The following is a 23407-nucleotide window of genomic DNA, read 5'->3' as shown; positions in this document are numbered from 1 at the left end:
GTATAAGTCATGTAGGGCAAGGCCTACAAGGGTGTGCAGACTATATGAAAAGCCATATAGCAGGTAGCGTAAGTCGCAGAAAAGCAGCCCGACTAAACGGGATTAAAGTGGGCAAATTAGACTAATTGATAAGGTGAGTTTTATTGCTAAAGCGTTAGGGCTTGCGCAGCTTACTTAAAATACTGATCAAGTTACTTACATTGAATACCGTTCCAAAAATACTGCCCACGGAAATGGCATATAACAACCCCAAAGTTTCAGCAACAAGAAAAACCTTTCTAATAGTGTGCGTATTGCGGATAACCAAAGATCCCACTGTAAAAATAAGTGAAGACGCATAGGCAATGAAGATTATCCAGCTGTGCTCTAGCACAAACCACTCATAAGCGAGGAAGCCTAGATTCACCGCAACAAAGAAAAATAAAATGGCATTGCTTCTATGTTTAATGGCAATAAAGTTACGAACGCTGGCAAGCAGTGTTCCAATGCCTGCGGCCATGGCATCTAGCATAAAAAAATGCACGCTAAGTGCACTTAAGGCAAACGCAGAAATAAGCAGATACTTGTCTACGTTAGTTTGGCGATACCCAATAAAATTTAAAACAACGGCTATTGCGCCAAAGCCTTCTGCAACTATGTTCATTAATATAAGCTCATTAAAATTTAAGGTAGAAAGGCTGACAAAGGGCTTTGTATTCACTGGTATATTCGCCCTTTTGATCCCTAATTATCAGCTCATTTTTGATTGCATTTTTCGCTATTAAGCTCGGCCATTCCCGATGTGCAGTAACGTTTTTAAGATTATCACTTGCGCCCTCCATTACTTTTTTAAAGTGGAACGCGCAAAGATAAGGCGATTTGTTAGATGTATGCTTTACATAAAGAATATCTGCCAGCGATAGGCCATAACCTTCAGCCGTTTCGATAACCGAGGCTTCCATCGACGCTGGGTACACACAGTACATTTGCCCTTGTTCTATTAACAACGTGCTGCTTGCACTAAAAAGTTCATCTGAGCCCAATGCAGACGTTTGCCTTGCCACCGAGCGAGATTGGCTTTGCTTGCTGTACGCATTTGAAAGTGTAGCTGGCGTGTCAAAGTAAGGTGGATTAGAAATCACTAGGTCATACAAGTGGGGGGAGGTGTAGCCAGTTACATCACAGCAGTAAATAAACAGCTGTTTGGCCCATTTTGCATTTTTAAAGTTGGTAGCGGCCTGCGCTGCGGCTTGCTCATCTATTTCTATCGCGTCAATTCTGGCTGCGCCATTATCGAACGAGCTGATGTCAATTGAACTGCTTTGAACATTCTGCTCTTCACCGTTCGGATTGCAAAAGTGCGCTGCTTTTTGGGCCATCATCAACGCTAAAATGCCACTGCCGGTGCCGATATCCAAGATGCGTGGGGCATGGCTGAGGTTTGCGCGAAACTGTGCCCAACTTCCTAAAATCAGACTGTCGGTATTCACTTTCATCGCGCATTTGTCCTGTGCTACGGTGAATTGTTTACAGCGGAACATAAGGAAGTCGTATTACCTAGTGCGTTAAAAGGCGCGCATTCTATATCAAGTCGGGTTGTGCTTCACGTTAAGGTTGTGACATTTACTGTGAGCGCTTATTTCCAGCGCTGCAGCGACATCATATTTCTGGCCACGTCAACGGCATGAACGGGTCGGTATTTCTTTAACGGGCCTTTCATTATGCTTTGCCATATGGGCGCCGTTTTCTGCGCTATATCTTCTAGCGTCCGCGACTCGTCGCGATTGCCTAACAATAACGAAGGGCGTACGGCAGAGGCATGGGGTAACTGAGGCATTCGCATAATCGCGTTTTCTAGCTCGCCTTTTACTCGTAAATAAAAGTTACTGCTTTTAGCATCAGCGCCTACCGATGATATCCATACAAAACTGTCCGCGCGCTGAGCTCGGGTTAACTGTGCGGCAACATGAACATATTCAAAATCAACGCGGCGAAACGCTTGTTTCGATCCCGCCTTTTTAAGCGTGGTGCCCAGACAACAGTACACATGATTTACGCTAAAGTAGCCTTGATAGTCCTGTAGATTGTCGAAGTCGATAACTACAGGTTTTAGGCGATTGTGAGGGTCGTTAAACATACTGGAGGAGAGCGGTTTTCTGACTAAGCAGGTTACCTCATTGTACCGTCTATCCTGTAACAGCATATTTACAAGCGTTCGTCCCACTAAACCTGTCGCTCCTAGCACCATTGCGGATTTCATATGTCGCACCTTGTATCATAAATTGATATAACTACAATCAAACCTTCGACAGTCAAATATGCAGATAAAAATGAAAAAAGCCCTTTTAATTGGAGCCGCTATGCTCTCTACTGCTTTAAACGCTGAAACGCTCACTATTGAGCGTATTTTCTCTTCTCCTTCACTCGATGGCAACGCACCCCGTTCGTTAAAAGTATCACCTGACGGTCAACGGGTAACATTTCTTAAAGGTAAGCAAACCGACTACGAGCGCCTAGATCTATGGGAATACCATATTGAAAGTGGCCAAACTCGCATGCTTTTCGACTCAAACGACTTACAAAGCGGCGAAGAAGTGCTTTCTGATGAAGAGAAAGCGCGACGCGAGCGTATGCGTTTATCTGGCAGCGGTATTGTAAGCTACCAGTGGTCGGACGATGGTAAAGCATTACTTTTCCCATTAGGTGGCGATGTGTTTTATCACAAGCTGGGCGAAAAAGGGGCGAAGCAACTTTTAGATACTGACGCTTTTGAAACTGATATTAAATTATCACCAAAAGGTAACTACATCTCTTTTATTCGCGACCAGAACCTTTATGTAAAACACATTGAATCGGGTAAAGAAACGGCAATTACCAAAGAAGGTGGCGACAACATTAAATTTGGTATGGCCGAATTTGTGGCGCAAGAAGAAATGGGCCGTATGACCGGATACTGGTGGTCGCCAGATGAGACTAAAATTGCCTTTACCAAGGTTGATGAAAGCCCGGTAGATGTGATCACGCGTTCTGAAATCTATGCTGACGACATCAAGCTTATCGAACAAAAATACCCGAAAGCGGGCACGCCAAACGTCTTGGTGGAACTTGCTATTCAAAACATCGACTCAGGTGATCGCACTTGGGTGGATTTAGGTGAAGATAAAGACATTTATTTTGCTCGCGGTAAGTGGATGCCAAATAGCACTACCTTTACCTACCAGTGGCAGACACGCGACCAGCAAACACTGGAGCTTCGCGCGTTCGACCTTAACAGCAAAAAAGAAAACGTATTGCTTACAGAAACAAGCGATACCTGGGTAAACCTGCACAACGACCTTTATTTCCTAAAAGAAAAAGGCCAATTCATCTGGGCATCTGAGCGCGACGGTTTTAAACACCTTTACCTATTTAACAACAGCGGCAAGCTGGTTAAGCAATTAACCAAAGGCGACTGGGTAGTGGACAGCGTTGAAGCTATTGATACCGCAAACAGCCGTTTGTACTTCTCTGGCCGCAAAGACACACCACTAGAAAGTCATGTTTACAGCGTGCCTTTAGATGGCGGTGAGATTTCGCGTATTACTGAACTAGGCGCGTATCACAGCGCAGCGTTTAGCAAAGATGCCTCTATCTTTATTGACCGTTTCTCAACGATTAACTCTCCTGCACAAGTTAGCCTAAATAGCGCCACTGGCGAGCGAATTACCTGGCTTGAAGAAAACAAAGTTGAAGAAGGCCACCCTCTGCACGCTTACATGGATAGCTGGACAGCACCTGAGTTTGGTGACATCACCACAAAGGATGGCGCAACCCTTAAATATCGAATTTACACGCCTGATAGTGCCAAGCAAAACCCTAAACAGAAGCACCCTGTTATTGTTTACCTTTACGGCGGTCCGCACGCACAAGTTGTAACAAACAGCTGGGCGGGTAACCGTGGTTTGCTTTTCCAACACTGGGTTGACCAAGGCTATGTGGTATTTACGCTAGATAACCGCGGCTCTAACTATCGCGGTAAAGGCTTTGAAGATCCTATTTATAAAAAAATGGGCTTTATTGAAGTAGACGATCAGGTTGCTGGCGTAGAGTTCTTGCGCACACTTCCTTTCGTTGATGCTGAGCGTATTGGTGTCCACGGTCACAGCTATGGCGGCTACATGACGCTAATGACCATGTTCAAAGCGGGCGATTATTTTGCAGCGGGTGTGTCAGGTGCGCCGGTAACTGACTGGCGCCTATATGACACCCACTACACTGAACGCTACATGGGCAACCCGAATACGGATGACGATGCTTACACTGCGTCTTCAGTATTCCCCTACGCAAAAGACCTGAAAGGCGATCTTTTGATTTACCACGGCATGGCAGATGACAACGTGTTGTTTACCCATTCAACGATGCTCTACAAGCACCTTCAAGACTTGGCAATTCCATTTGAAACTATGGATTACCCGGGCAAGAAGCACAGCATCCGTGGTAAGCAAACGGGCATTCACTTATACAAAACTATTACTAACTTCTTTAACCGTAACTTGAAAGACTAATACGGTTAGAGCCTGGGGCCTGTTGACTCTACTGTACATACAAATTCAACAAGCCCTAGAAATGAGTGAAAAGCAAAAAGCGATGCTTATGAAGGCATCGCTTTTTTGTTTGGTCACTTTAATTAACGCTTATTTTGTACATGTTTGCGTTGTAGCGCTTTCTGCACCTGTAGGGTGATTAGACTTTCTTCACTTGCTACTTACAAGCATCAATCAAATATTACAAATGCAGAAACTAGCTAAACATCTGGGTTGCTAGGTTTTGCTGTACCGCCTGAGCAGACGATGCACTTAGTTCAATCTCAATAGGATCGGCTTTGCCCGACAGCCAAATTTTAAGCTCGGCGTCAGTATCAAAATGCCCTGCCGTCTCAACGATAAACTGAGTAATAGATTTGTAAGGAATGGAGTGATAGTTCACTTTACGCCCGGTAAGGCCTTGCTTATCAATAAGGATTAGGCGCTTGTTCGTGAATACACTTAAATCGCGCACTAGCTTAAACGCAGAGGTAACAGTTTCGTTAGCAGCAAGTATAGGCGTAAGCTCTTCTTGAACGTCTGAAGCGCTAGTCTCGCTTGCATTACCCATGATGGTATCAAATAAACCCATGACATTTCCTTTTAGGCAGAGGCAAGTTTAACTCGCCATTGAACTCTATGCGCCAGCGGCTTGGGTTTATCTAAAGCAAAGCCTTGACCGAAATCTACTTTAAGCTCTCGTAACACTTCGGCGGTCGCGTTATCGACCACAAACTCGGCTACGGTCTGTTTACCCATACTGTGCGCAATATTATTTATCGCTGTTACTGTAGCATGATCGATAGGATCGTGAACGATATTTCGCACAAAGGAGCCGTCGATCTTAACGTAATCAACATCAAGGTTTTTAAGATAAGTGAATGAAGACATACCTGCACCAAAGTCATCTAAAGCAAAGCTACACCCCAAATCGCGTAGTGTAGAAATGAAGTGTTTTGCAGCGCTTAAGTTAGTTACCGCTGTTGTTTCTGTAATCTCAAAACAAATTTTCTCAGCAGGTACAGAAGTACTTTGCATGCGCTTGGCTATGTTGTGCAGCGCCATTTCATCACCCAGTGTAATACCAGATAAATTAATTGCGACTTTGCCTACGTTATCGATGTGAGCAGGGTTACTTTCTAAGGTTTTAAGGGTGTTATCTACCACCCACATATCCACTTTGTTCATTAAACCGTGACGCTCTGCTAACGGGATAAAAAGCCCCGGGCTTATAAGGCCACTGTCTTTTGCATTTAGACGAAGCAAAATCTCGTAATGCTGAAGTTGGGCGGCCTTTTCTTGATTGGGCACGTTAAGCGGCATGATTGCTTGGCTATACAACTCAAACCCGTCGTTTTGTAGTGCGTGGTGCAAGGCATGTAGCACCTGGTTTTCACTGTCATCAATGGCCATCTGTGAGTCGTTATCATGAAATACAAAGTAACGGTTTCGACCCAGGTGTTTAGCTTTGTAACATGCGTTGTCGGCCGCTTTAATTAACGCTTCTGCGCTTTGTGTACTCTCGTTTATTTCGATAACGCCAATGCTTGCCCCCACAAAAAACAATTTGTCATCATACACAAAACGGTAGTTTGAAATTGCCACTAAAAGTTTATCTAATCGCTTCGTGACTTCATCTAGGCTCTGGTTGCGAAATATAATACAAAACTCATCTCCCCCTATTCGGGCAAGCAAGTCCTGCCCATTCACGTATTGCCTAAATATGGTAGAGATCTCTTTTAGTAGCTTATCACCTGCTGGGTGACCACAGCTGTCGTTAACTAATTTGAACCTATCCATATCGATAAAGCACATTACGCTTTGCTTGTGATAAGCGCGAGACGAATTGATGTTTGCCACTTTTTTAAAACCAACTTGGCTCAAAGCTGCGCTATTGCCATGCGGAACAAAGTCATTATGTGTTTCATCAAGGATCTCTCGCAGTTTTTCATCAAATGCGTAACGATTAAACAGCCCGGTTAACTGGTCATGATTAGCTTGAAAATACACTTCTTCCTGCAGCGCCAGCTCCTTGGTCACATCACGCGCTATGCCTTCAATAGCCACCAGTACGCCTTGTTCGTCAACAATGGGGGTGTCTGAAAACTCAATCGCTAACGGTGTACCCACTTTGCCTTGATAATGCACAATATAAGGCTCGGGCTTTTCACCACGGGCAATGGTTTGACGTATCTCAAACGTCTCGTCAGGTACTTGGCGAACGTACCTCGACTCGTTTGCACAGAAGTCTTCTGCGCTAAACCCTAAAATCTTTTCAATACCTGCGCTCACATACATAAAGTTGTGCTCAACGGTCTTGGTGTAAACAAAGTGGCGGTGCATGCCGTCAACTAAGCGGCGATACTTTTCTTCGCTACGCTTTAAATCATGCTGGGCGCGAAAACGTTCGGTCACGTCTCTTACGGTCACCGCAATATTGTCACCAGCTTTTACCACCTGAACTTTTATCCATTGAGGCGCAATCTTATCACTATGAATGGCAAGGTGAGCTTCATAAGGCACGCCAAGTTCAGCAACGTTTTTGGCGTTTTTAAATTCATTGCTTAAGCCTAAATATCGCGTTTGCTCGGCTAAGCTCATGGACCGCAATACATCACATGCACCGCGAAATAGATAGCGACTGTATGAGTTTGCTTCTACTAGAGAAAAGTCGTCATCTGTTGGCTGATAAATAAGAAGCGCATCAAGGGAGGCTTCGCTAGCGGTGAGGTAACGCTGCTGACTCAAAGACAAATTAACCGCGCCTTTAAGCTGCTTGTGCAGCACATAGCTAACTAGCGCTGACATCAACAGTCCAATCATAATAATTAACAAGCCTGCGTTATATGGGCTTAGCTGAGACTGCATGGAAAGGTAAAAATCGCGTTCTAAAAAACTGAACGGCAAAAGCGACACAATGGTGCCATCGTTGACTAACTCACCGCTTTGAAAAAGCGTTGCACTGTCGGCGTTAAGCTGAAAGTTAAACTGTGGGCCTACTAACTCGCCTAACATCACGGTTAATATGGTTTGTACGTCGAACCCCGCCACCAGAAATCCGTGCTCAGGCTCTTGAGGGCTTATGGCCCTGCCCACAATGATAAAGTGATGTTGAGCAGCATCTGAATACAAAAGCGTGCTTTCCAAATCCTCGGACAAACGCGATATGTTTAAGCCCAACGCATCCATAGGATGGCCAATGAGGCTGTTGTCTATACGGGTTTTGATACCGGAAGATGGTGTTGCCACCCACGCTATCTCACCGCTCGCATCGACAAATACCAACGATGAAAAGCCTCGCTGCATGCCCATCAATGACAGGGCTTGCGCATTAAACCAGTCTACTTGGTTTGGCTCAAAGGTGGGCCAGTTTCGCATCAGGTTGTGCAGCGCTTGAATACGTTCGCTTGAGAAAACTTCAAGACTAATTTTTACCTGCTCGGCAACCGACTGCGCCTTAGAAATACGTGCTGCGCGTTCATCGTTTTGAATAAAAACACCAGCAGAAACAAATAAAAAGGTGAGAAAAAGAAACAAAACCGTAGGTAAGGCGTAAATACGATGGTTGTGTTTGCTTAACATGTGCCTGTCTCCGGTAACTAGCGCCGGTATACTAAAGTAGAATTATTAAATAAATATGAATTGTCTTATGTGGTATAGGCTCTGGCGTTATCTAATAGTATCTGGCACTGTAAGGCTTCCGATTTTCTTTTAGTGCGTAAAGGCCCTTGTCGGCGCTACCCCATAAAAAAACCAAAATGAAAAGAGCGTTACTTAATGAGTATTTCCCCAAATTTCGAAGACATTAAACAAGCCTATGAACGTATAAAAGGCGACGTAAAGAAAACGCCGATTGTTGAATCTTCGTTGCTCAACAAATGGATGGGCAACCGCATTCTGTTTAAAGCGGAGTGCTTACAGACCATCGGGGCATTCAAAATTCGCGGCGCCATGAATTTTTTAGCCCGGTTGAAAGAGGAAGGTCGTTTACCGAAACATGTGGTCGCCAATAGTTCTGGAAATCATGCTCAGGCAGTAGCCTATGCAGCAGCTCACTTTGGTATTAAGGCCACTATTTTTGCGAGCGAGACCATTTCGCCAATAAAAGCTGCCGCTACGCAAAGCTATGGTGCTGAATTAAAACTATTTCCTACCCGTCCAGAAGCAGATGCGGCTGTCGAGCAAGCCTCAAAAGCACCAGACACGGTCTGGATACCGCCGTTTAACCACAAAGATATTGTGGCAGGACAAGGCACGGCAACGTTAGAAGCGCTTAACGAAATTGGTGAGGTGGATGCTGTTTTTGCGCCGTGTGGTGGCGGAGGGTTATTGTCGGGCTCATTACTGGCAACTCGCGCACTACAGCCAAATGCATTGGTCATTGGCGCTGAGCCCGCCGAAGCGAATGATGCCTCTATGTCGTTGCAAGCTGGTGAGATCATTGCTTTAGACTATGCTCCAAATACCTTAGCAGACGGTGCAGCCACACCTTCTGTTGGCGATGTAACGTTTCCTATACTTCAAGAAATAGATGATTTCTACGAAGTAGATGAGCTGCAAATTGCTTATTGGACCCAATGGCTACATCATTTACTAAAGCTTCATATTGAGCCCACGTGCGCGATGACCATGGCTGCAGTAGCGGCTTGGGCTGCCAACACTCCACCTGGGCAAACCGCTCTTGTTATATTGAGTGGTGGCAACATTAGCCAGTCGAGTATGGCTAAGATTTGGGAGAGAGATTTTTTGCTGCAGCCTCCCATTCTTGACCTTGATGACGAAGACGAATTTGAAGACACCGAGCGTGTCGAGGCATAGCGTTGCGTTAGTGCGTAGCTATTGAAACTCGAGCAGCTCGGTATACAAACTAAAAAAACAAAGAATAAAACAGAAATAAAAAAGGCAGAAACTCACTATGAACTCTACATTGTCGGCACTGACATTTAAAAAGCACTCGCTTTCAAAATTGCTAAGCGCAATGTTTGCAACAGCGGCAACGTTAGGCGCTATAACCACCACGCTTACGGTGGATGCTGCAACGCTTGTTGAGAACGTAAAAGGCTATACGTTAAATGAAACTGGCAAACTCATTTCGTTTAAAAACCTTGTCATTGATGAAGGCAAAGTAGTTGCATTAGATATCGACAAAGGCAACACGCCTGTCGATAGCACTATTGATGGCAAAGGCAAAGTCATGCTACCCGGGCTTATCGACGCTCACGGGCATTTGCTTGGCTTAGGCGCAAACTTGTTGGAAGTCGATTTGCGAGAAAGTAGCAGTGCACAAGACGCGGCCAAAACAGTTGCCGAATACGCCTTTGCAAATGGACAACAAGCTTGGATTACCGGGCGCGGTTGGAACCAGGAATTATGGTCTGACAGAGCGTTTCCAACAGCGGCTGATCTAGATAAAGTCATTTCTGACCGACCTGTGGCACTAGCTCGCGTAGACAGCCACGCTACCTGGGTGAACAGTAAAGCGATGGAAATTGCGGGTATAACTAAAGACACCCCATCGCCTGCAGGTGGCGAAATCATTAAAGACGCTGACGGTAATCCTACCGGTGTTTTCATTGATAATGCATCGCAATTAATTGAAGCGCATTTGCCCAAAGCAAGCAGCGCTATTTACGAGCAGCAATTACATGCAGCAGGTGAGCACTTACTAGCAAATGGTGTTACGTCAATGCACGATGCTGGCATAGACAGAGACGTTTACGATTTCTATTTAAAAGAAGCGGTAGAAGGTGACTTGCCTGTGCGTATTTATGCCATGGTGAGCGCGACAGACCCTGACCTCAGCACCATGTTAGGCAATGGCGCTATCCGCGATAAAGACGACTTTTTATATATTCGTTCAGTTAAAGCTTATGGCGATGGCGCACTAGGTAGCCGAGGCGCAGCATTGCTTGAACCTTATTCAGATGCACCGCATCAACATGGTTTGCTGTTAACTCAACCAGAAGATATGACCCAACTGTTTACTACGGTAATTGGTGCGGGCTTCCAGCTAAACTACCATGCCATTGGTGATAAGGCTAACCATGTCGCACTGAACGAGTTTGAAACCACGTTTAAGAGTATTGGCGGCAGCGAACTGCGCAACCGTATTGAGCATGCACAGGTGATTGCGCCTGACGACCTAGCCCGCTTTGCTTCGCTAAAGGTCTTACCTTCCATGCAGCCTACTCACGCCACCAGCGATAAGAACATGGCGGAAGATCGCCTTGGCAAAGATCGTATGAAAGGCGCTTACGCGTGGAAAACGCTACTCGATTCGGGCATTGCACTGCCCTTAGGCTCTGATTTCCCTGTTGAGCTTGCTAACCCATTTTACGGGCTTCACGCTGCGGTTACGCGACAAGACAGAAATAATCAACCCGTAAAAGGTTGGTACGCCCACGAAGCATTAACCATTGAACAAGCCTTTAAAGGGTTTACGTTAGATGCAGCCTACGCAGGGCACATGGAAGATACCTTAGGCACACTAACGCCTGGAAAATGGGCAGACTTTATCTTGGTCGACCAAGATATTTTTACCATTGATGCCAAAGACATTTGGAAAACCGAAGTACACGCTACTTATGTGGCTGGAGAAGAAGTTTTTTCTAAATGAGTAGCAAAAACAAAAGCCTGTTAACCAAAGGGATTGGCGGCATTGGCGCTGCCCTTTTGGTGTTAAATGGCCTTATTGGGGCGGGCATTTTTGCTCTGCCCGCTAAAATGGCCGCTGAGCTCGGCGCTTTCAGCCCTTACATCTTTTTGATTTTTGGCGCGCTAATGCTGGCCATTGTGTGGTGTTTTGGGCAGCTAGCGACGCTGTACCAAGAAACCGGTGGACCTGTGGTGTACGCCCAGAAAGGCTTTGGTGACGCAGCGGCGTTTCAAACTGGCTTTATTTACTACTTGGCTCGCGCAACTGCGATTGCCGCCAACATGCACGTGTTATTGCTGTACGCCGGTTATGTGTGGCCCGAACTGAATGCGGGAATAGGCAAGTCATTCGCCATTATCGCGCTTACCGCAGCACTAATCGTAGTGAATATTGTTGGCCTTAAGGCCGCCATGCGCTCGCTTGATACTATCTCGGTGTTAAAACTGCTGCCTTTCGTGGCGCTTATTGGAGTTGGCTACTGGCAGCTCGACTTTTCTGCTGCATTTACAAGTACATCGACATCCGTTGTGCCTGCATTTGACACCATCTCTGCTGGTGCCCTACTTACGCTTTACGCTTTTATTGGTTTTGAAACGGTAGTGGTCACGAGCGGCGAGACCAGTTCGCCGAAAAAGACCATACCTCGGGCTTTAATGCTTACAGTTTCAGGTATCGCCATATTTTACTTTTGCGTGCAGTGGCTTTATTGGCACACTGTAGGGCCTGCAAAGCCGGATAGCGCACCACTTATTGCACTCGCCAATATGATATTTGGCGAAACTGGGGCGCTTATAATGACGCTAACCGCCGTGGTGTCGGTTGCCGGTAACTTACTGGCAAATATGATTTCTACGTCTCGGCTGACGTTTTCTATGGCCCAGCAGTCACTTATTCCAGGTAAACTCGGACAGAAGTTAGGCGAGATTCATGCGCCCTTTGCTACCCCAGCAGTTTCCATATTAATACTGGGAATGTTTGCCGGTACTATGGCACTTAGCGGTAGCTTTGTGTGGTTAGCTATTTCCAGTGTGCTTGCCCGGCTTGTGGTTTACGCCGTGTGTGTAGTGGTGTTGATGAAAGCTCAGCGGGCGTCTTTACAGAGGGCATTTTTACAGGGGACTCGCTTGCAGGAAACTTCCTTGCAGAGCGCTTCTTCACAAAGCAGCATGCAGCAAGATAATTCTGAGAATGACGCTTATTTTAACGGCTCTGCAGGCGCATTTGCCAGCCCTGTAAACCTGTTTCGACGTCTGATACCCTTTGTCGCACTAGCGGTTTGCGCATGGTCTATTGCACAGTCGTCAACCAACGCGTGGCTATTTTTACTGGGTGAATTAGTGGTTGGCGCACTGCTTTATTTTTTTTATTTCGCTCCAAGCAACAAAGAATCAAAAGGTTAAACCGTGGAAATTCAAGTTATACCCGTTACGCCCTTTGCCCAAAACTGTTCATTAATTTGGGACTCATCCACTAACAAAGGCGCGTTTGTCGACCCGGGCGGCGACATTGAAAAGTTGATTGAAGCTGCATCGAATAAAGGCGTGAGTATAGAAAAAATCATACTCACTCATGGGCACTTAGATCATGTAGGCGGCACTGTCGCCATTGCTGAACATTACGGTGTACCTATTGTTGGGCCGCATATTGGCGATAAATTCTGGCTAGATGCACTTATGCAGCAAAGCCAGATGTTTGGCTTTCCACCCGCCCAGCCTTTTGCTCCCAACGAGTGGTTAAACGACAACGATACCATTTCAGTGGGCAATTTTACGCTAGAGGTGCTGCATTGCCCGGGTCATACACCTGGTCATGTGGTGCTGGTAGAACGCTCAAGTAATCGCGTTATTGTGGGTGATGTAATTTTCGCAGGCTCTATTGGCAGAACTGATTTCCCACAAGGTAATCATCAGCAATTAATCGACTCGATTAAACAGAAAATTATGGTGCTGCCGGATGATATGACGATTTACCCGGGTCATGGACCAACCACTACGGTTGCAACCGAAAAGGCCACGAATCCTTATGTATCTGGCAGGTTCGGTTAGCCTAATTAAAAATAAAAAGGCGAGGTACGTTTAATTGCTATTAACGCCCTCGCCTTCTTGCTTATTTAACGCCTGCTACCTACAAGCTTGAAGCGATAAGTAACAGACCTTACAAACAATGCTTATTCGTAAGCGCCGCTTGCATAATGCAACTCATAGCTGTGGCTATAAATTTCAAGGATGTTGCCAAACGGGTCTTCCATGTAAATCATGCGGTAAGGCTTTTCACCCGGATAGTAATAACGCGGCGCCTTCATTCGCTTTTTACCACCAGCAGCGACAATCTTTTCAGCCAAGCCTTCAACATCTGGGTCTTGAACACAGAAATGAAAGATACCGGTTTTCCAATATTCAAAGTTGTTTTCTGGGTTCTCTTGGTTGCTGAACTCAAAAATTTCAACGCCGACACGATCCCCTGTTGATAGATGCGCAATGCGGAATTTTCCCCAACCTGGACCAAATACATCGGTACACATTTCGCCAATCGCCGAGTCATCTTCAACAATCTCTGTTGGCTTCATGATGAGGTACCAGCCAAGTACTTCGGTATAAAATTTCACGGCAGCTTCTAAGTCAGGTACTGAAATTCCAATATGAGAAAACGTACGTGGATACGGTGTTTTTACTGCTTCAGTCATCACTTACTCCTATGTAGTGCAAGTTATCAAAGTGGCTTAAGCGGCCGCCTCATCAAGAAGGCCAACTCGAACACCGCTTAAGTGAATGTGCATACATAATAGCTAGACAAAGATGAAACATGAAATTATGATATTTTCTAAATTTAATAAATTTAAATTATACCCGAATGATAAATCCTACTTGGCTAGACACCTTCATCACGTTAGTAGAAACGGGGAACTTTACGCGCACCGCAGAGCAACGGTTTATGACGCAGCCGGGCGTAAGTCAGCACCTTAAGAAACTGGAAGAGGCATGTCAGTGTGAACTAGTCATCCGTTTAGGCAAGGGGATTCAGCTAACTGAACAGGGCCAGCGTGTGTACCACTATGCCAAGGAGCAGCAGGAAAAAGAGCAAGATTTTATTGCCAGCTTAAAGTTTGACGCCCCTTTTGAAGGTAAGTGTGTAGTGGCCTGCTCAGGCGCGATTGCTCAGCGTATTTATCCTGCTCTGCTGGCACTACAAAAACAGCATAGCGCGCTTAATATTCACGTGGAAGTCGCACCTCGTCGTACTATTTTGTCAGGCATTGCGAACAATACGCTGGAGCTTGGCATTGTGACAAACCAGCCAGAGAGCGAAGATATACATAGTGAGTATTTAGGCGAAGAAGCATTGGGGCTTATTCTACCGCGAAGCCTACCTTATGCGCTTGCTGCGCAGGTTCCTGGGTTATCTGAAAACGCGCAGGGTTTTAATTCGGATTCGGTAGCAAAAGTAGCAAGCGTATCTGGAAAAGCAAAGAGTAAAACTGATGATGGTAGAACATTAAAAGCCGTCATCAAGCATCTAGGGCTTATTAATCACCCTGATGCTATGCACTACTTGCAGCGCTATTTTAACGATTGCGGAGAAGCTGAGTTAGCTAACGTTAATCCGAATAAGCTACCTCATACCGGCTACATCAACCAACTTTCGCAAATTCTATTGCCCGTAAGCGAAGGGTTGGGTTACACCGTGCTGCCCACCAGCACACTAGACTTTGTGTCTTTTGCCGACAAACTTACCGTCTACAAAGCTAAAAATGAAGTAACCGAGCCCCTATACAGTGTTCAAACACCCCACAGCGCCCTACCCGCCCGCTACCAAGTAGTAAAACAAGCCATCACGCAAGTATTGGGTTAAAAATGGGGTCAGAGTACATTATCGATCTAGCCAACCTGAATATTGGGGTCAGAGTACATTATTACGCTTAGTTACCAACTAAGCGCCGGGCTTTTTGATAGCGAGGCTATTAAAGTTACTCTGACCCCATAGTTCGAGTTATGGGGTCAGAGTACATTATTACGCTGGGTTACTAACTCAGCGCCGAGCTTTTTGAGAGCGGGGCAATTAAAGTTACTCTGACCCCATAATTCGTGATTAGTCGTGAAGCGATGGATCTGGTGCAACCATTTCAGCTTCTTTTTTGTGTTCAGGGACATCCACTTTACCCGAGGCTATGACTTCGCCTTCCTGCCATAGCTTCCACTCACCCCGTTCGTAGATATCCCACTGTTCATCGTTTGTTAGCGGTTCAGTAGCAATAATGCTCACTACATCTTTTGGCGTGGTTTCAGCTGCAAAATCAATTTCCACCTCTACATCACTCAAACAAGCGGGGCCAAAAGGTGCTCTGCGGGTAATGCTAGCTAACTTTGTACTACAGAAGGTAAATAACCAGTCGCCATTGCTCAGTAAGCAATTGAATACACCTTGCTGAGCGTACTCCTTTGCAAGTGAAACTAACGTTTCAGCTAACTGCTCAGGCATAGCGTCTCGAGGGAGGTTTTGCCTAACGTTATTCATAATATCGCAGAAAAGCTCTTCGCTATCGGTATCCCCAACTGCTTCGTAAACACCCGTCCGGCGCGAGAAATTAGGTAGTTGTCCGTTGTGCGCAAACACCCAGTATCGCCCCCACAGTTCGCGAGTAAAGGGATGCGTGTTAGCTAAGTTAATGTTACCCACATTAGCCTGACGAATATGGCAAATCGCATTCTTGCTTTTTATAGGCAACTTCGAAACAAAGTCTGCGATGGGTGATGTGGCGCAAGGCTCGGGATCGTGAAACATACGCACGCCCTTCCCTTCATAAAAAGCAACTCCCCAGCCGTCTTTATGCGGCCCTGTTTCACCACCGCGGCGAGTCAGCCCGGTAAAACTAAAACATAGGTCAGTAGGAGTGTTCGCACTCATGCCTAAAAGTTCACACACAACGTTTGTTACCTATAGCAGTTATTTCATTAAGTATGTCGAGGATACGCAAGCACTCGAGCCGAATCAATTCGACATTGGTCCGTAATAAAGGAGAAGCGGCAGACTTTACAACTCATTCACCTTTTTAAAGCCAATGACCTTCATACCACTTTATTTTAATTGAATTGCATAAAAACGTCCGTTTTATGTTTACCTCCCCTTTCATTTATAATTAATAATAATGATAATCAATTACAAACAAACTATTCTTTCATATATATGATGCGCTACCACTCTTTCTCGATTTATTCGCACTTCGTCATTGTTATGTGTTCAGTGTTATTACCCTACACTTCTTTTGCTAACGAGGTTTCGCCTTCAACTCATATCGCTAATACTGGGAACTACGAGGTAAATCAAACCTTTAAGCATTTATTAAACGAACACCAAATAGTGGCAATTGGTGATATACACGGCTCCGCGGCACCGACCGAGCTCTTAATCAACGCTCTGTCTGATCGTGATATCTTTGAGAGTGTCGACGTTATTGTGACTGAGTTTGGTAATAGCCATTACCAAGCTGAGATGGATGATTATTTGCTTAATCCCAAAACAAAGGTTTCACTGCAAGAATTAGAGCCTTTGTGGCAGGACAGTATTTATTTTATGGCGTGGCAATATGAGCATTACCGCCATTTTGTGCAGGCACTAAGGTTACTCAATGCATCGTCAAACCATAAAGTTCGCATAGCTCTAGCCGAACCAGAGTTTAAATGGGAAGGATTGAGCAAAGAACAATGGCAGTCTCTCACCAAAACACGCATTGTGAACTATGAGAAAACTGTGAAGCTGGTCGCTGAACAAAACGATAAAGCGATACTCCTGTTTGGCGCAATGCATACATTAAAGCAGCCGGTGTCGTTAAAGCGGGGTGAAGCAATCAATGAGTTTGTGCCCTTTATTTCTAAGCTTAACGACCTTAATATTGCGACAATATGGCCCCATTTTTCTACATCGACAATACCTGATATTTCTACTCCCACGCTTGTTTTGCTTAACGAAAAGAGTGAATTAAATTCCCCTTTATCCAGCGTTTCAGCACGATTTGCAGACGGCACGAATCAAAAGCTTTCAGACGTTGCTGACGCATACTATTACCCAGGCCCTTTGGACCGACATGCGCCAGTGCCTTCACATATTAAACGAGACAGCCAGTGGCACCACGAGATGAATCGACGCGCCGCAATAGTTAACGAGCGAGTCTCAGCACAAATCGCTAAGCAATTAGCTGAATGGCAAGCCGAAACCAACTAGCATTGTGAGATTATGGGGTCAGAGTACTTTTTTAGTAATGTACTCTGACCCCATTTGTTCTGTGTTAAGCTGACAAATCCCATGTAATGCTGACGGGTCGTCGACACTGAGATAAAGTGTGTCCATCGGCTCAATAAAAGTCGCTAAACCAGAGTAATACTTTTGTTCTGAAACAAAAGTAAGTTTAACGTTTGCGTTGCCTCTACCGAAATGGAACTGTTCTTTTGTTGAAGCAGCCGTCCAACTGCCTGTTTCTACTTGTTTAATATTGGAAAGTGGAATAACAGTCATTCCCCACCACGAATTATTCACCATAAGCTTATCTTTTATAAGGTAAACAGAGTAATGCTTGCTGACTCTGTAGTTAGCAATAAACATCACTATGAGGTAAAAAACCAAGGTTGCCACGACAATGGCAACCGTTTCACTCCAAAGTGCAATGGCGAGATAACTTGCATACGTCGCAACTACAAGCGCTACACAAACCAGTGACACATGCCACCACTGTGCGGACCATAAATGCAGATTGGCTATGGCGGGAACATGGTTTCTACTAAAACGAGGTATGGCGTAGTACCAACTGGCGGGCTCATGAGCAAACATAAGTGCCAACTCTAACTTCTTTGCTTCTTTCGACCCTTTTTCATAAATGTTATCGCCTTCATATTGTTCCAGCATGTGAATTCGCGGATCGCCAGAGAGCTTTCGAGCCCCCCACAACGCTTTAACTATCGTTACCAGAAGGAGAATTTCTATCACCATCAATACGGCAATAATCGGATATTTAAGATAGGTAATGAATTCAAAGTAATAGGCTAACTTCTCTGGATAGTTATAGCGTGCGACCAAACTACTTAAAGAAAAAACTAGCAATAATTTCCACAGAGCCTGATTGCCAATTTGAATAATCCAGAAATAGTAAAGTGCAGGCAAAAAGACAAAATATGCCAACGTAACAAGCAAGGTATTTCGCCACTGTGCGTTAGCCCAAATACTTTCAAAGGAGAGGATTATGTCAGGAAGTGTTTCAGGTAAAAATAACGTTCCTACATAAAAGCAGGCAGCAGCAACTATTAGAAAAGCTATTCGGTATTTAACGGGTTTGCGCATAATTCATCCCTGATGCGTTGAACAAGCTGGCTGAATGCTTAACCAGCGTTACACCTACCATACTGAAAATGCGCCGAAACCAAAAGCGTAAATCGTAAAACTAATGGGGTCAGAGTACATTACTTAGAGATGTATTCCGACCCCATTAATTTAATGTACTCTGACCCCATTTTTTAAGCGGCTTTCACTTTGGGAGAGTCTTCGTGCTCAGTAGCGCTGCTTTGAGTATCGCTTTTTGTGTTGCGTGACTCATCTGCAGTTTGGCTATCGCGTACGTTCTTCTGCACCGTAATAGCGGCAAAGAGGCTTAGAGTGAAGGCCATGCCGAAGAAGCCTTTTTCACTTAATAAAAGCTCAGCATTTAATAAGCCAATTACCAACAATACGATGGCTGATGCAGTAGCTACAGCTGATGCAAGGAAGTATGCTTCGGTCGCTGGCACACCTTCCATTTTATCGCGTACCGTTTTTTGTAAGCTCACTACAGAAAACAAGCCAAATAACATAATAGTGAAGTAATAACCTTTTTCATTTAGCGCCATTGGGGCATTGTAAAGGCCGATAAAATAAGCGCCTACACCCACAATTAGGGCTGCCAGTGATGCTATTCGAAATGCTTTCGTTGGTTTATTCTGAATCTGCATTGTTAAATTCCTCGATAATAGTTGTCTCACCGTTGCTCGCAAAAATAACTGCCTTTTCCGATAAATCGTATTTCTGCATGTAACGAGCAAGGCTTCCAAATGTAGTTGTTTCCACCTTACGACCGTGATCGGACAGCGTCACGCCGTCGCTGAACATACTCGCCAAGCCAAGTTTGGCGCGGCTCATGTTTACTTTTTGCGGCGTAAAATATGCCTTTGCATTAGCTTTTAGCTGGGCTATATCTGTGGTGGAGTACACCGCAGCATTCAGCACATCTAGGGTGTACTCGGTACAGTTTTGTCGTTCACTGTTGAATGGGTTAGCAACCACTGAATAGCGTGGGTTATGCAACAATTTTGCTCTATCTTCGCTGTACATACTTATAAGCGCTTGCTGCACGGCAACCGATGGGATAATCAGACCAGCCTCGAGCGCATAAGCACTCCAGAAAAAATCTACAGGATAATCGGTAACTAGATGACTCACGTCTTGTTCATCAGCATCCTGATACAAATTATGGATTGCATAGCCTTTGGCTGTCTCTCCATTATCTAGCTGAATGCTTGAGTAGATAGCAATAGCTGTGTGCGTAAAGCGAATGCCCTCCGGCATGTCTTCAATCGGTCTGCCTCGCCTTGCAATAATGAAGGCACGAGCTCCTTGGCTTGCCGCATACTTTTCTACTTCTTTAGAAAAAATGGCAATGGCTTCTGGTGAAAACGAAGGTTTTCCGTGCTGCTGACTACCTGCCAAAGCGTGATTAGTGTTGGCAGTAAGTAGTACCAAAGCCACAGCCATTGAATACAAAAATGTTTTCATACTCTTCCCTGCTTAAATTCTCTCGACTTGCACTGAATAAGAGCCACCTAAAGCGCTCGCTATTTATTATAAAGCGCTAGATGCACAACGCTTCGCTGTAGCAGTTTTTTACCAAGCTACAGCCACTTTTATAGCGTCCAATCGCGCTTCAAAGTTCGAGCAATTAATTAACCGTTAGCGTTTAGTTGTGGTAGTAGTTGTCGTAGTCGTTGTTGTGTTAGTGGTCGCAACGACTTTGTTTGGCGCAGGATCTGCAGTAATGATTGTTTCGGTAATCACTAACGGCTGGTTATTATCAACGGAGGAATGATGACTAGCTCCGTGAATACTGCGGCTACTCTCGTCAATCACACTTTCAGCAACTGCGCTACCTGCCACTACAGCACTGCCGGTTAGTATCACCGGAACAGCGACTACGGCACTCGCTACTGACGCCGTCGTTGCTAGGCCTTCAGATGCAGCAAGCGCGCTATGTTTACTGGCTTTGCCACTGTGGTCGATGGAATCATCTGCCATTACAGAATGGGTAAGAAGCGCACTACTTAATAGTGCAGTTAACATCAATGTTGAACGCGAATTTTTCATATCACTTGCTCCTAGTATGTAAAGGCGAGATGTGCCTGAACATGTTCTACACTAGAACCAAGAATAAATTTCGTAAACCACAATCGCTGATGTAGTATTAAATTACACCACAAGTATAAATATTTAATACCATGAGCCAAATTAACCTTGTTTACGACACGCTTAAACAATGTTTACGAGAGCAGCGATTTACCTACAAACAGATCGCACAGAAACTGAACGTAAGCGAGGCCAGCGTAAAACGAAATTTCTCTTTACAGGCTTTTAGCCTCGATAAACTGGAACAGATTTGTGAATGTCTAAATTTGTCATTAAGCGACCTTTTTAGCCTGTCGCAAAAGCAGCAGGAAAAAATATCACAGCTGTCTGAGAAGCAAGAAATGGAGCTACTTGCCAATCCCAAACTACTGCTCGCAGCAGTTTGCGTGCGCGATGGTTGGCGATTCTCGGAAATCATCAAGCACTACAATATTTCTGAGGTCGAGGGCATTAAGCTAATGACAACCTTAGACAAACTTAAGCTTATAGAGCTGTTACCAAACAACCGCTACAAGCTGCTTATTGCCCAGAACTTTCGCTGGATCCCTGGCGGCCCGCTAGAGAAATTTATGGAACAGGAAGTAATGGTGAAGTTTATGGATCCAAAGAAAAACGAGCCATGGATGTTCCGTTTCTATTTACGCGGCCGCTATTCTCAGACCTCGGTTTCGATTATTCAGCGCCGTCTTGAACAACTGCGACAAGAAGCAGCAAAACTCAGCAGCGAAGATAATGCCCTACCAATTGAAGAACGCCAGCACATTGGTCTTTTAATGGCGATGCGGCCTTGGGAACCCTCGCTTTTTGAAAATATGAAGCGAAAATAACCCTGTCGAAGTATATTTGGGGGGTCGGAGTACATTTCGTAGAAAAGTACTCCGACCCCATTAGTCTACTACACAGAAAATTACTCTGACCCCATTTTTTGTTACTCAGAAATGTACTCTGACCCCATTATTGGGAGGCGCTTTTTGCCTGCATGGTGACGGGTGCTCTGTTGGAGAGCAGCAGATAAACCATGCTGGCGATGATTAACCCTACAAACCATGCGTAGGCGTAAAGCGTATCGAAAACGGCTGGCACGCTTTCTACAAACCCTGCCGCGTGCATAAAGCCAGGAATATTAGGCAAAATACCAATAACAAGTGCAGTCACCCCCGCCATGTTCCAACCGTTGTTCGCGCCATATTCGCCACTGTGTTGAAATAGCGCATCTATGTTTAATGTCGATTTTCTTAAGATAAAATAGTCGGCAATTAGAATACCCGCAATAGGCCCAAGAAGCGCAGAATATCCCGTAAGCCAAGTAAATAAATAGCCACCCGCGGTTTCAAGCAGCTTCCAAGGGAAGATAGCGACGCCGATACCAGCGGTTATATAGCCGCCCATTTTGAAGCTTATTTTTGAAGGCGCCATATTCGAAAAACCATAGGCTGGGGCTACCATGTTAGCGGCTAAATTTGTGGTTAACGTTGCAAGTGCTAATGCTGCAAGCGCCAGCACTACACCCATGCCTCCCATTCGACCGGCAAGTGCCACAGGGTCCCATATGGCCTCACCATAAATGGTGACCGTTGCTGACGTTACCGCTACACCGATAAAGGCAAATAGCGCCATGGGTAATGGCAAGCCAATGGCTTGGCCTAACATTTGGTCTTTTTGTGATTTTGCAAAACGCGTGAAATCGGGAATGTTCAACGCCATGGTTGCCCAGAAGCCCACCATAGAGGTTAAGCCCGCGAAGAAGGCTGTCCAAAACTGCCCTTCTTTGGCTCCACCTTCAACAAACTGAGACGGCGTTGACAACATTTCGCCAAACCCACCAGCATTAACATATGCCCAACCAAGAAGCGCTAGGCCCATTAAGATCAAAAATGGTGCAGCAAAAGTTTCAAGCCAACGAATAGATTCGGTACCGTGTTTTATAAAAACCAAGTGCATCGCCCAGAAAGCGAAGAAGCACAGAGTTTGTGTGATATCGATACCTAAAAATGGTAGTGCCTGCCCCACAAAAGCGTCGCCGCTCACGCTATTTAAAATAACGTAAATGGCACTGCCGCCTACCCATGTGTTAATTCCAAACCAGCCACATGCAACAAGCCCTCGGGCCAAAGCAGGAATTTTCGCGCCTTTGGTGCCAAATGCGCTACGTAATAATACGGGAAAAGGTAAGCCGTATTTTGCACCTGCATGACCAATTAGCATCATAGGTACAAGCACGATGATGTTGCCCAACAGTACGGTGACAACCGCTTGATACCAATTCATGCCTTCTGATACCAGGCCGGCAGATAAGAGGTAAGTAGGTACACAAACCACCATCGCAATCCATAATGCTGCATAGTCTTTCCACACCCAGGTTCTGGTTTCCGCGTTGGTTGGCGCTAAATCTTCATTCCATAAATCGCCATCGTAATGGGAAGGTTTTGTCATGGTCTGATTGTTGGTGTTATCCACGATCTATTTCCTTATTGGGTTTGCTATTACTTGTTGCTTCTTTTTACACAGCGTCATGCTCGGCAAAGCGGTAGGTTAAAAAATGCATCAGCGCTCTCAACGGCGTAACGATTAGATTAGAGGCTCGCTGCTAACCTTTATTGGGGCCTGCTGATCTTTGGTGTACAACAAAGGTCAACAGCCCCTAGCAAAAAAGAAAAGCAAAAATACTGCCGCTTCGCGCGCTTTGTTAACGCAAAACCTAAATACCGTTTTGCTACGTCGGTATTTAGGTTAGCGACGCACGTTTCTTTTTAGAAGTGGGTAATACGCTTTATATTGTTAAACAAAGCGCAACTAC

At 45.2% G+C, this 23407-nt stretch carries 20 protein-coding genes; 8 read left to right on the top strand and 12 right to left on the bottom strand.

Going from position 1 to position 23407, the window contains the following annotated elements; genetic code table 11:
* Positions 1–154: 154 nt before the first annotated feature.
* From MHN00_RS19580 to MHN00_RS19570, 3 genes are all read right to left on the bottom strand, one after another.
* Positions 155–643 carry a YgjV family protein gene (locus MHN00_RS19580; RefSeq protein WP_014977436.1) on the bottom strand — a complete coding sequence of 163 codons (489 nt, stop codon included), beginning with the start codon at positions 641–643 and terminating at the stop codon, positions 155–157.
* Positions 644–656: 13 nt separating this feature from the next.
* Positions 657–1475 (bottom strand): methyltransferase, encoded by an 819-nt coding sequence (locus MHN00_RS19575; protein WP_239302133.1) that lies wholly within the window; start codon positions 1473–1475, stop codon positions 657–659.
* Between the two features lie 140 nt (positions 1476–1615).
* Positions 1616–2239: an NAD(P)H-binding protein gene (locus MHN00_RS19570; RefSeq protein ID WP_014950755.1), complete on the bottom strand. Its 624-nt coding sequence runs from the start codon at positions 2237–2239 to the stop codon at positions 1616–1618.
* Between the two features lie 70 nt (positions 2240–2309).
* Here MHN00_RS19570 and MHN00_RS19565 point away from each other — a divergent pair, with 70 nt between their 5' ends.
* Positions 2310–4523 carry a S9 family peptidase gene (locus tag MHN00_RS19565; protein WP_239302131.1) on the top strand — a complete coding sequence of 738 codons (2214 nt, stop codon included), beginning with the start codon at positions 2310–2312 and terminating at the stop codon, positions 4521–4523.
* 235 nt (positions 4524–4758) lie between these two features.
* Here MHN00_RS19565 and MHN00_RS19560 read toward each other — a convergent pair whose 3' ends face one another.
* Together MHN00_RS19560 and MHN00_RS19555 are read right to left on the bottom strand one after the other, a co-directional pair.
* Positions 4759–5133, bottom strand: a complete 375-nt coding sequence (locus tag MHN00_RS19560) for a PH domain-containing protein (RefSeq protein WP_014950757.1) — start codon at positions 5131–5133, stop codon at positions 4759–4761.
* Between the two features lie 11 nt (positions 5134–5144).
* Positions 5145–8123 (bottom strand): bifunctional diguanylate cyclase/phosphodiesterase, encoded by a 2979-nt coding sequence (locus MHN00_RS19555; protein ID WP_239302129.1) that lies wholly within the window; start codon positions 8121–8123, stop codon positions 5145–5147.
* A gap of 195 nt (positions 8124–8318) precedes the next feature.
* Between MHN00_RS19555 and MHN00_RS19550 the strand changes: the two genes are divergently transcribed.
* The 4 genes from MHN00_RS19550 to MHN00_RS19535 all read left to right on the top strand — a co-directional run bounded on the left by MHN00_RS19550 (position 8319) and on the right by MHN00_RS19535 (position 13241).
* The gene (locus MHN00_RS19550; protein ID WP_014980344.1) at positions 8319–9359 is read left to right on the top strand and encodes a serine/threonine dehydratase; all 1041 of its coding nucleotides are present in this window, start codon (positions 8319–8321) and stop codon (positions 9357–9359) included.
* A 97-nt stretch (positions 9360–9456) separates the two neighbouring features.
* Positions 9457–11157 carry an amidohydrolase gene (locus tag MHN00_RS19545; protein ID WP_239302127.1) on the top strand — a complete coding sequence of 567 codons (1701 nt, stop codon included), beginning with the start codon at positions 9457–9459 and terminating at the stop codon, positions 11155–11157.
* On the top strand, positions 11154–12596 hold the full coding sequence (locus MHN00_RS19540) for an APC family permease (RefSeq protein ID WP_239302125.1): 1443 nt from the start codon (positions 11154–11156) through the stop codon (positions 12594–12596). Before MHN00_RS19545 ends, MHN00_RS19540 begins: the two co-directional genes overlap by 4 nt.
* 3 nt (positions 12597–12599) lie before the next feature.
* On the top strand, positions 12600–13241 hold the full coding sequence (locus MHN00_RS19535) for an MBL fold metallo-hydrolase (RefSeq protein ID WP_239302123.1): 642 nt from the start codon (positions 12600–12602) through the stop codon (positions 13239–13241).
* A gap of 122 nt (positions 13242–13363) precedes the next feature.
* Here the strand turns inward: MHN00_RS19535 and MHN00_RS19530 are convergent, their stop codons facing one another.
* A complete protein-coding gene (locus MHN00_RS19530) occupies positions 13364–13879 on the bottom strand; it encodes a lactoylglutathione lyase family protein (protein WP_014950763.1) in 516 nt (171 codons plus the stop codon).
* Between the two features lie 167 nt (positions 13880–14046).
* Between MHN00_RS19530 and MHN00_RS19525 the strand changes: the two genes are divergently transcribed.
* On the top strand, positions 14047–15045 hold the full coding sequence (locus MHN00_RS19525; protein ID WP_239302121.1) for a LysR family transcriptional regulator: 999 nt from the start codon (positions 14047–14049) through the stop codon (positions 15043–15045).
* 237 nt (positions 15046–15282) lie between these two features.
* Here the strand turns inward: MHN00_RS19525 and MHN00_RS19520 are convergent, their stop codons facing one another.
* Positions 15283–16116 carry a class II glutamine amidotransferase gene (locus tag MHN00_RS19520; RefSeq protein ID WP_069944984.1) on the bottom strand — a complete coding sequence of 278 codons (834 nt, stop codon included), beginning with the start codon at positions 16114–16116 and terminating at the stop codon, positions 15283–15285.
* A 435-nt stretch (positions 16117–16551) separates the two neighbouring features.
* Between MHN00_RS19520 and MHN00_RS19515 the strand changes: the two genes are divergently transcribed.
* Positions 16552–17412 (top strand): hypothetical protein, encoded by an 861-nt coding sequence (locus MHN00_RS19515; RefSeq protein WP_239302119.1) that lies wholly within the window; start codon positions 16552–16554, stop codon positions 17410–17412.
* A gap of 18 nt (positions 17413–17430) precedes the next feature.
* Here the strand turns inward: MHN00_RS19515 and MHN00_RS19510 are convergent, their stop codons facing one another.
* The 4 genes from MHN00_RS19510 to MHN00_RS19495 all read right to left on the bottom strand — a co-directional run bounded on the left by MHN00_RS19510 (position 17431) and on the right by MHN00_RS19495 (position 20571).
* Complete coding sequence (locus MHN00_RS19510) at positions 17431–18522, bottom strand: hypothetical protein (protein ID WP_239302118.1); 1092 nt, start codon at positions 18520–18522, stop codon at positions 17431–17433.
* 173 nt (positions 18523–18695) lie between these two features.
* The gene (yiaA, locus tag MHN00_RS19505; RefSeq protein ID WP_239302117.1) at positions 18696–19166 is read right to left on the bottom strand and encodes an inner membrane protein YiaA; all 471 of its coding nucleotides are present in this window, start codon (positions 19164–19166) and stop codon (positions 18696–18698) included.
* Entirely contained in the window at positions 19150–19986 is an 837-nt protein-coding gene (locus MHN00_RS19500; RefSeq protein ID WP_239302116.1) for a DUF2145 domain-containing protein, read from the bottom strand. Before MHN00_RS19500 ends, yiaA begins: the two co-directional genes overlap by 17 nt.
* Positions 19987–20160: 174 nt before the next feature.
* Complete coding sequence (locus tag MHN00_RS19495) at positions 20161–20571, bottom strand: hypothetical protein (protein WP_101565926.1); 411 nt, start codon at positions 20569–20571, stop codon at positions 20161–20163.
* A gap of 131 nt (positions 20572–20702) precedes the next feature.
* Here MHN00_RS19495 and MHN00_RS19490 point away from each other — a divergent pair, with 131 nt between their 5' ends.
* A complete protein-coding gene (locus MHN00_RS19490) occupies positions 20703–21437 on the top strand; it encodes a helix-turn-helix domain-containing protein (protein WP_239240230.1) in 735 nt (244 codons plus the stop codon).
* Between the two features lie 127 nt (positions 21438–21564).
* Here MHN00_RS19490 and MHN00_RS19485 read toward each other — a convergent pair whose 3' ends face one another.
* Positions 21565–23067, bottom strand: coding sequence for an NCS1 family nucleobase:cation symporter-1 (locus MHN00_RS19485; RefSeq protein ID WP_239302115.1), 1503 nt, complete (start codon positions 23065–23067; stop codon positions 21565–21567).
* Positions 23068–23407 lie beyond the last annotated feature (340 nt).

The sequence above is a fragment of the Alteromonas sp. Cnat2-8 genome (genome assembly GCF_022348355.1).
Lineage (GTDB): Bacteria > Pseudomonadota > Gammaproteobacteria > Enterobacterales > Alteromonadaceae > Alteromonas > Alteromonas macleodii.
Note: the sequence above shows the minus strand (reverse complement) of the source record. Positions and strands in the feature narration are given on the sequence as shown.

Bases quoted from the DNA above. Each gene is read 5' to 3' on its own strand.
- MHN00_RS19540 (WP_239302125.1), top strand. From the start codon at position 11,154: ATGAGTAGCAAAAACAAAAGCCTGTTAACCAAAGGGATTGGCGGCATT.
- MHN00_RS19570 (WP_014950755.1), bottom strand. From the start codon at position 2,239: ATGAAATCCGCAATGGTGCTAGGAGCGACAGGTTTAGTGGGACGAACG.
- MHN00_RS19530 (WP_014950763.1), bottom strand. From the start codon at position 13,879: ATGACTGAAGCAGTAAAAACACCGTATCCACGTACGTTTTCTCATATT.
- MHN00_RS19490 (WP_239240230.1), top strand. From the start codon at position 20,703: ATGAGCCAAATTAACCTTGTTTACGACACGCTTAAACAATGTTTACGA.
- MHN00_RS19550 (WP_014980344.1), top strand. From the start codon at position 8,319: ATGAGTATTTCCCCAAATTTCGAAGACATTAAACAAGCCTATGAACGT.
- MHN00_RS19555 (WP_239302129.1), bottom strand. From the start codon at position 8,123: ATGTTAAGCAAACACAACCATCGTATTTACGCCTTACCTACGGTTTTG.
- MHN00_RS19560 (WP_014950757.1), bottom strand. From the start codon at position 5,133: ATGGGTTTATTTGATACCATCATGGGTAATGCAAGCGAGACTAGCGCT.
- MHN00_RS19510 (WP_239302118.1), bottom strand. From the start codon at position 18,522: ATGCGCAAACCCGTTAAATACCGAATAGCTTTTCTAATAGTTGCTGCT.
- MHN00_RS19565 (WP_239302131.1), top strand. From the start codon at position 2,310: ATGAAAAAAGCCCTTTTAATTGGAGCCGCTATGCTCTCTACTGCTTTA.
- yiaA (WP_239302117.1), bottom strand. From the start codon at position 19,166: ATGCAGATTCAGAATAAACCAACGAAAGCATTTCGAATAGCATCACTG.
- MHN00_RS19495 (WP_101565926.1), bottom strand. From the start codon at position 20,571: ATGAAAAATTCGCGTTCAACATTGATGTTAACTGCACTATTAAGTAGT.
- MHN00_RS19500 (WP_239302116.1), bottom strand. From the start codon at position 19,986: ATGAAAACATTTTTGTATTCAATGGCTGTGGCTTTGGTACTACTTACT.
- MHN00_RS19525 (WP_239302121.1), top strand. From the start codon at position 14,047: ATGATAAATCCTACTTGGCTAGACACCTTCATCACGTTAGTAGAAACG.
- MHN00_RS19575 (WP_239302133.1), bottom strand. From the start codon at position 1,475: ATGAAAGTGAATACCGACAGTCTGATTTTAGGAAGTTGGGCACAGTTT.
- MHN00_RS19580 (WP_014977436.1), bottom strand. From the start codon at position 643: ATGAACATAGTTGCAGAAGGCTTTGGCGCAATAGCCGTTGTTTTAAAT.
- MHN00_RS19545 (WP_239302127.1), top strand. From the start codon at position 9,457: ATGAACTCTACATTGTCGGCACTGACATTTAAAAAGCACTCGCTTTCA.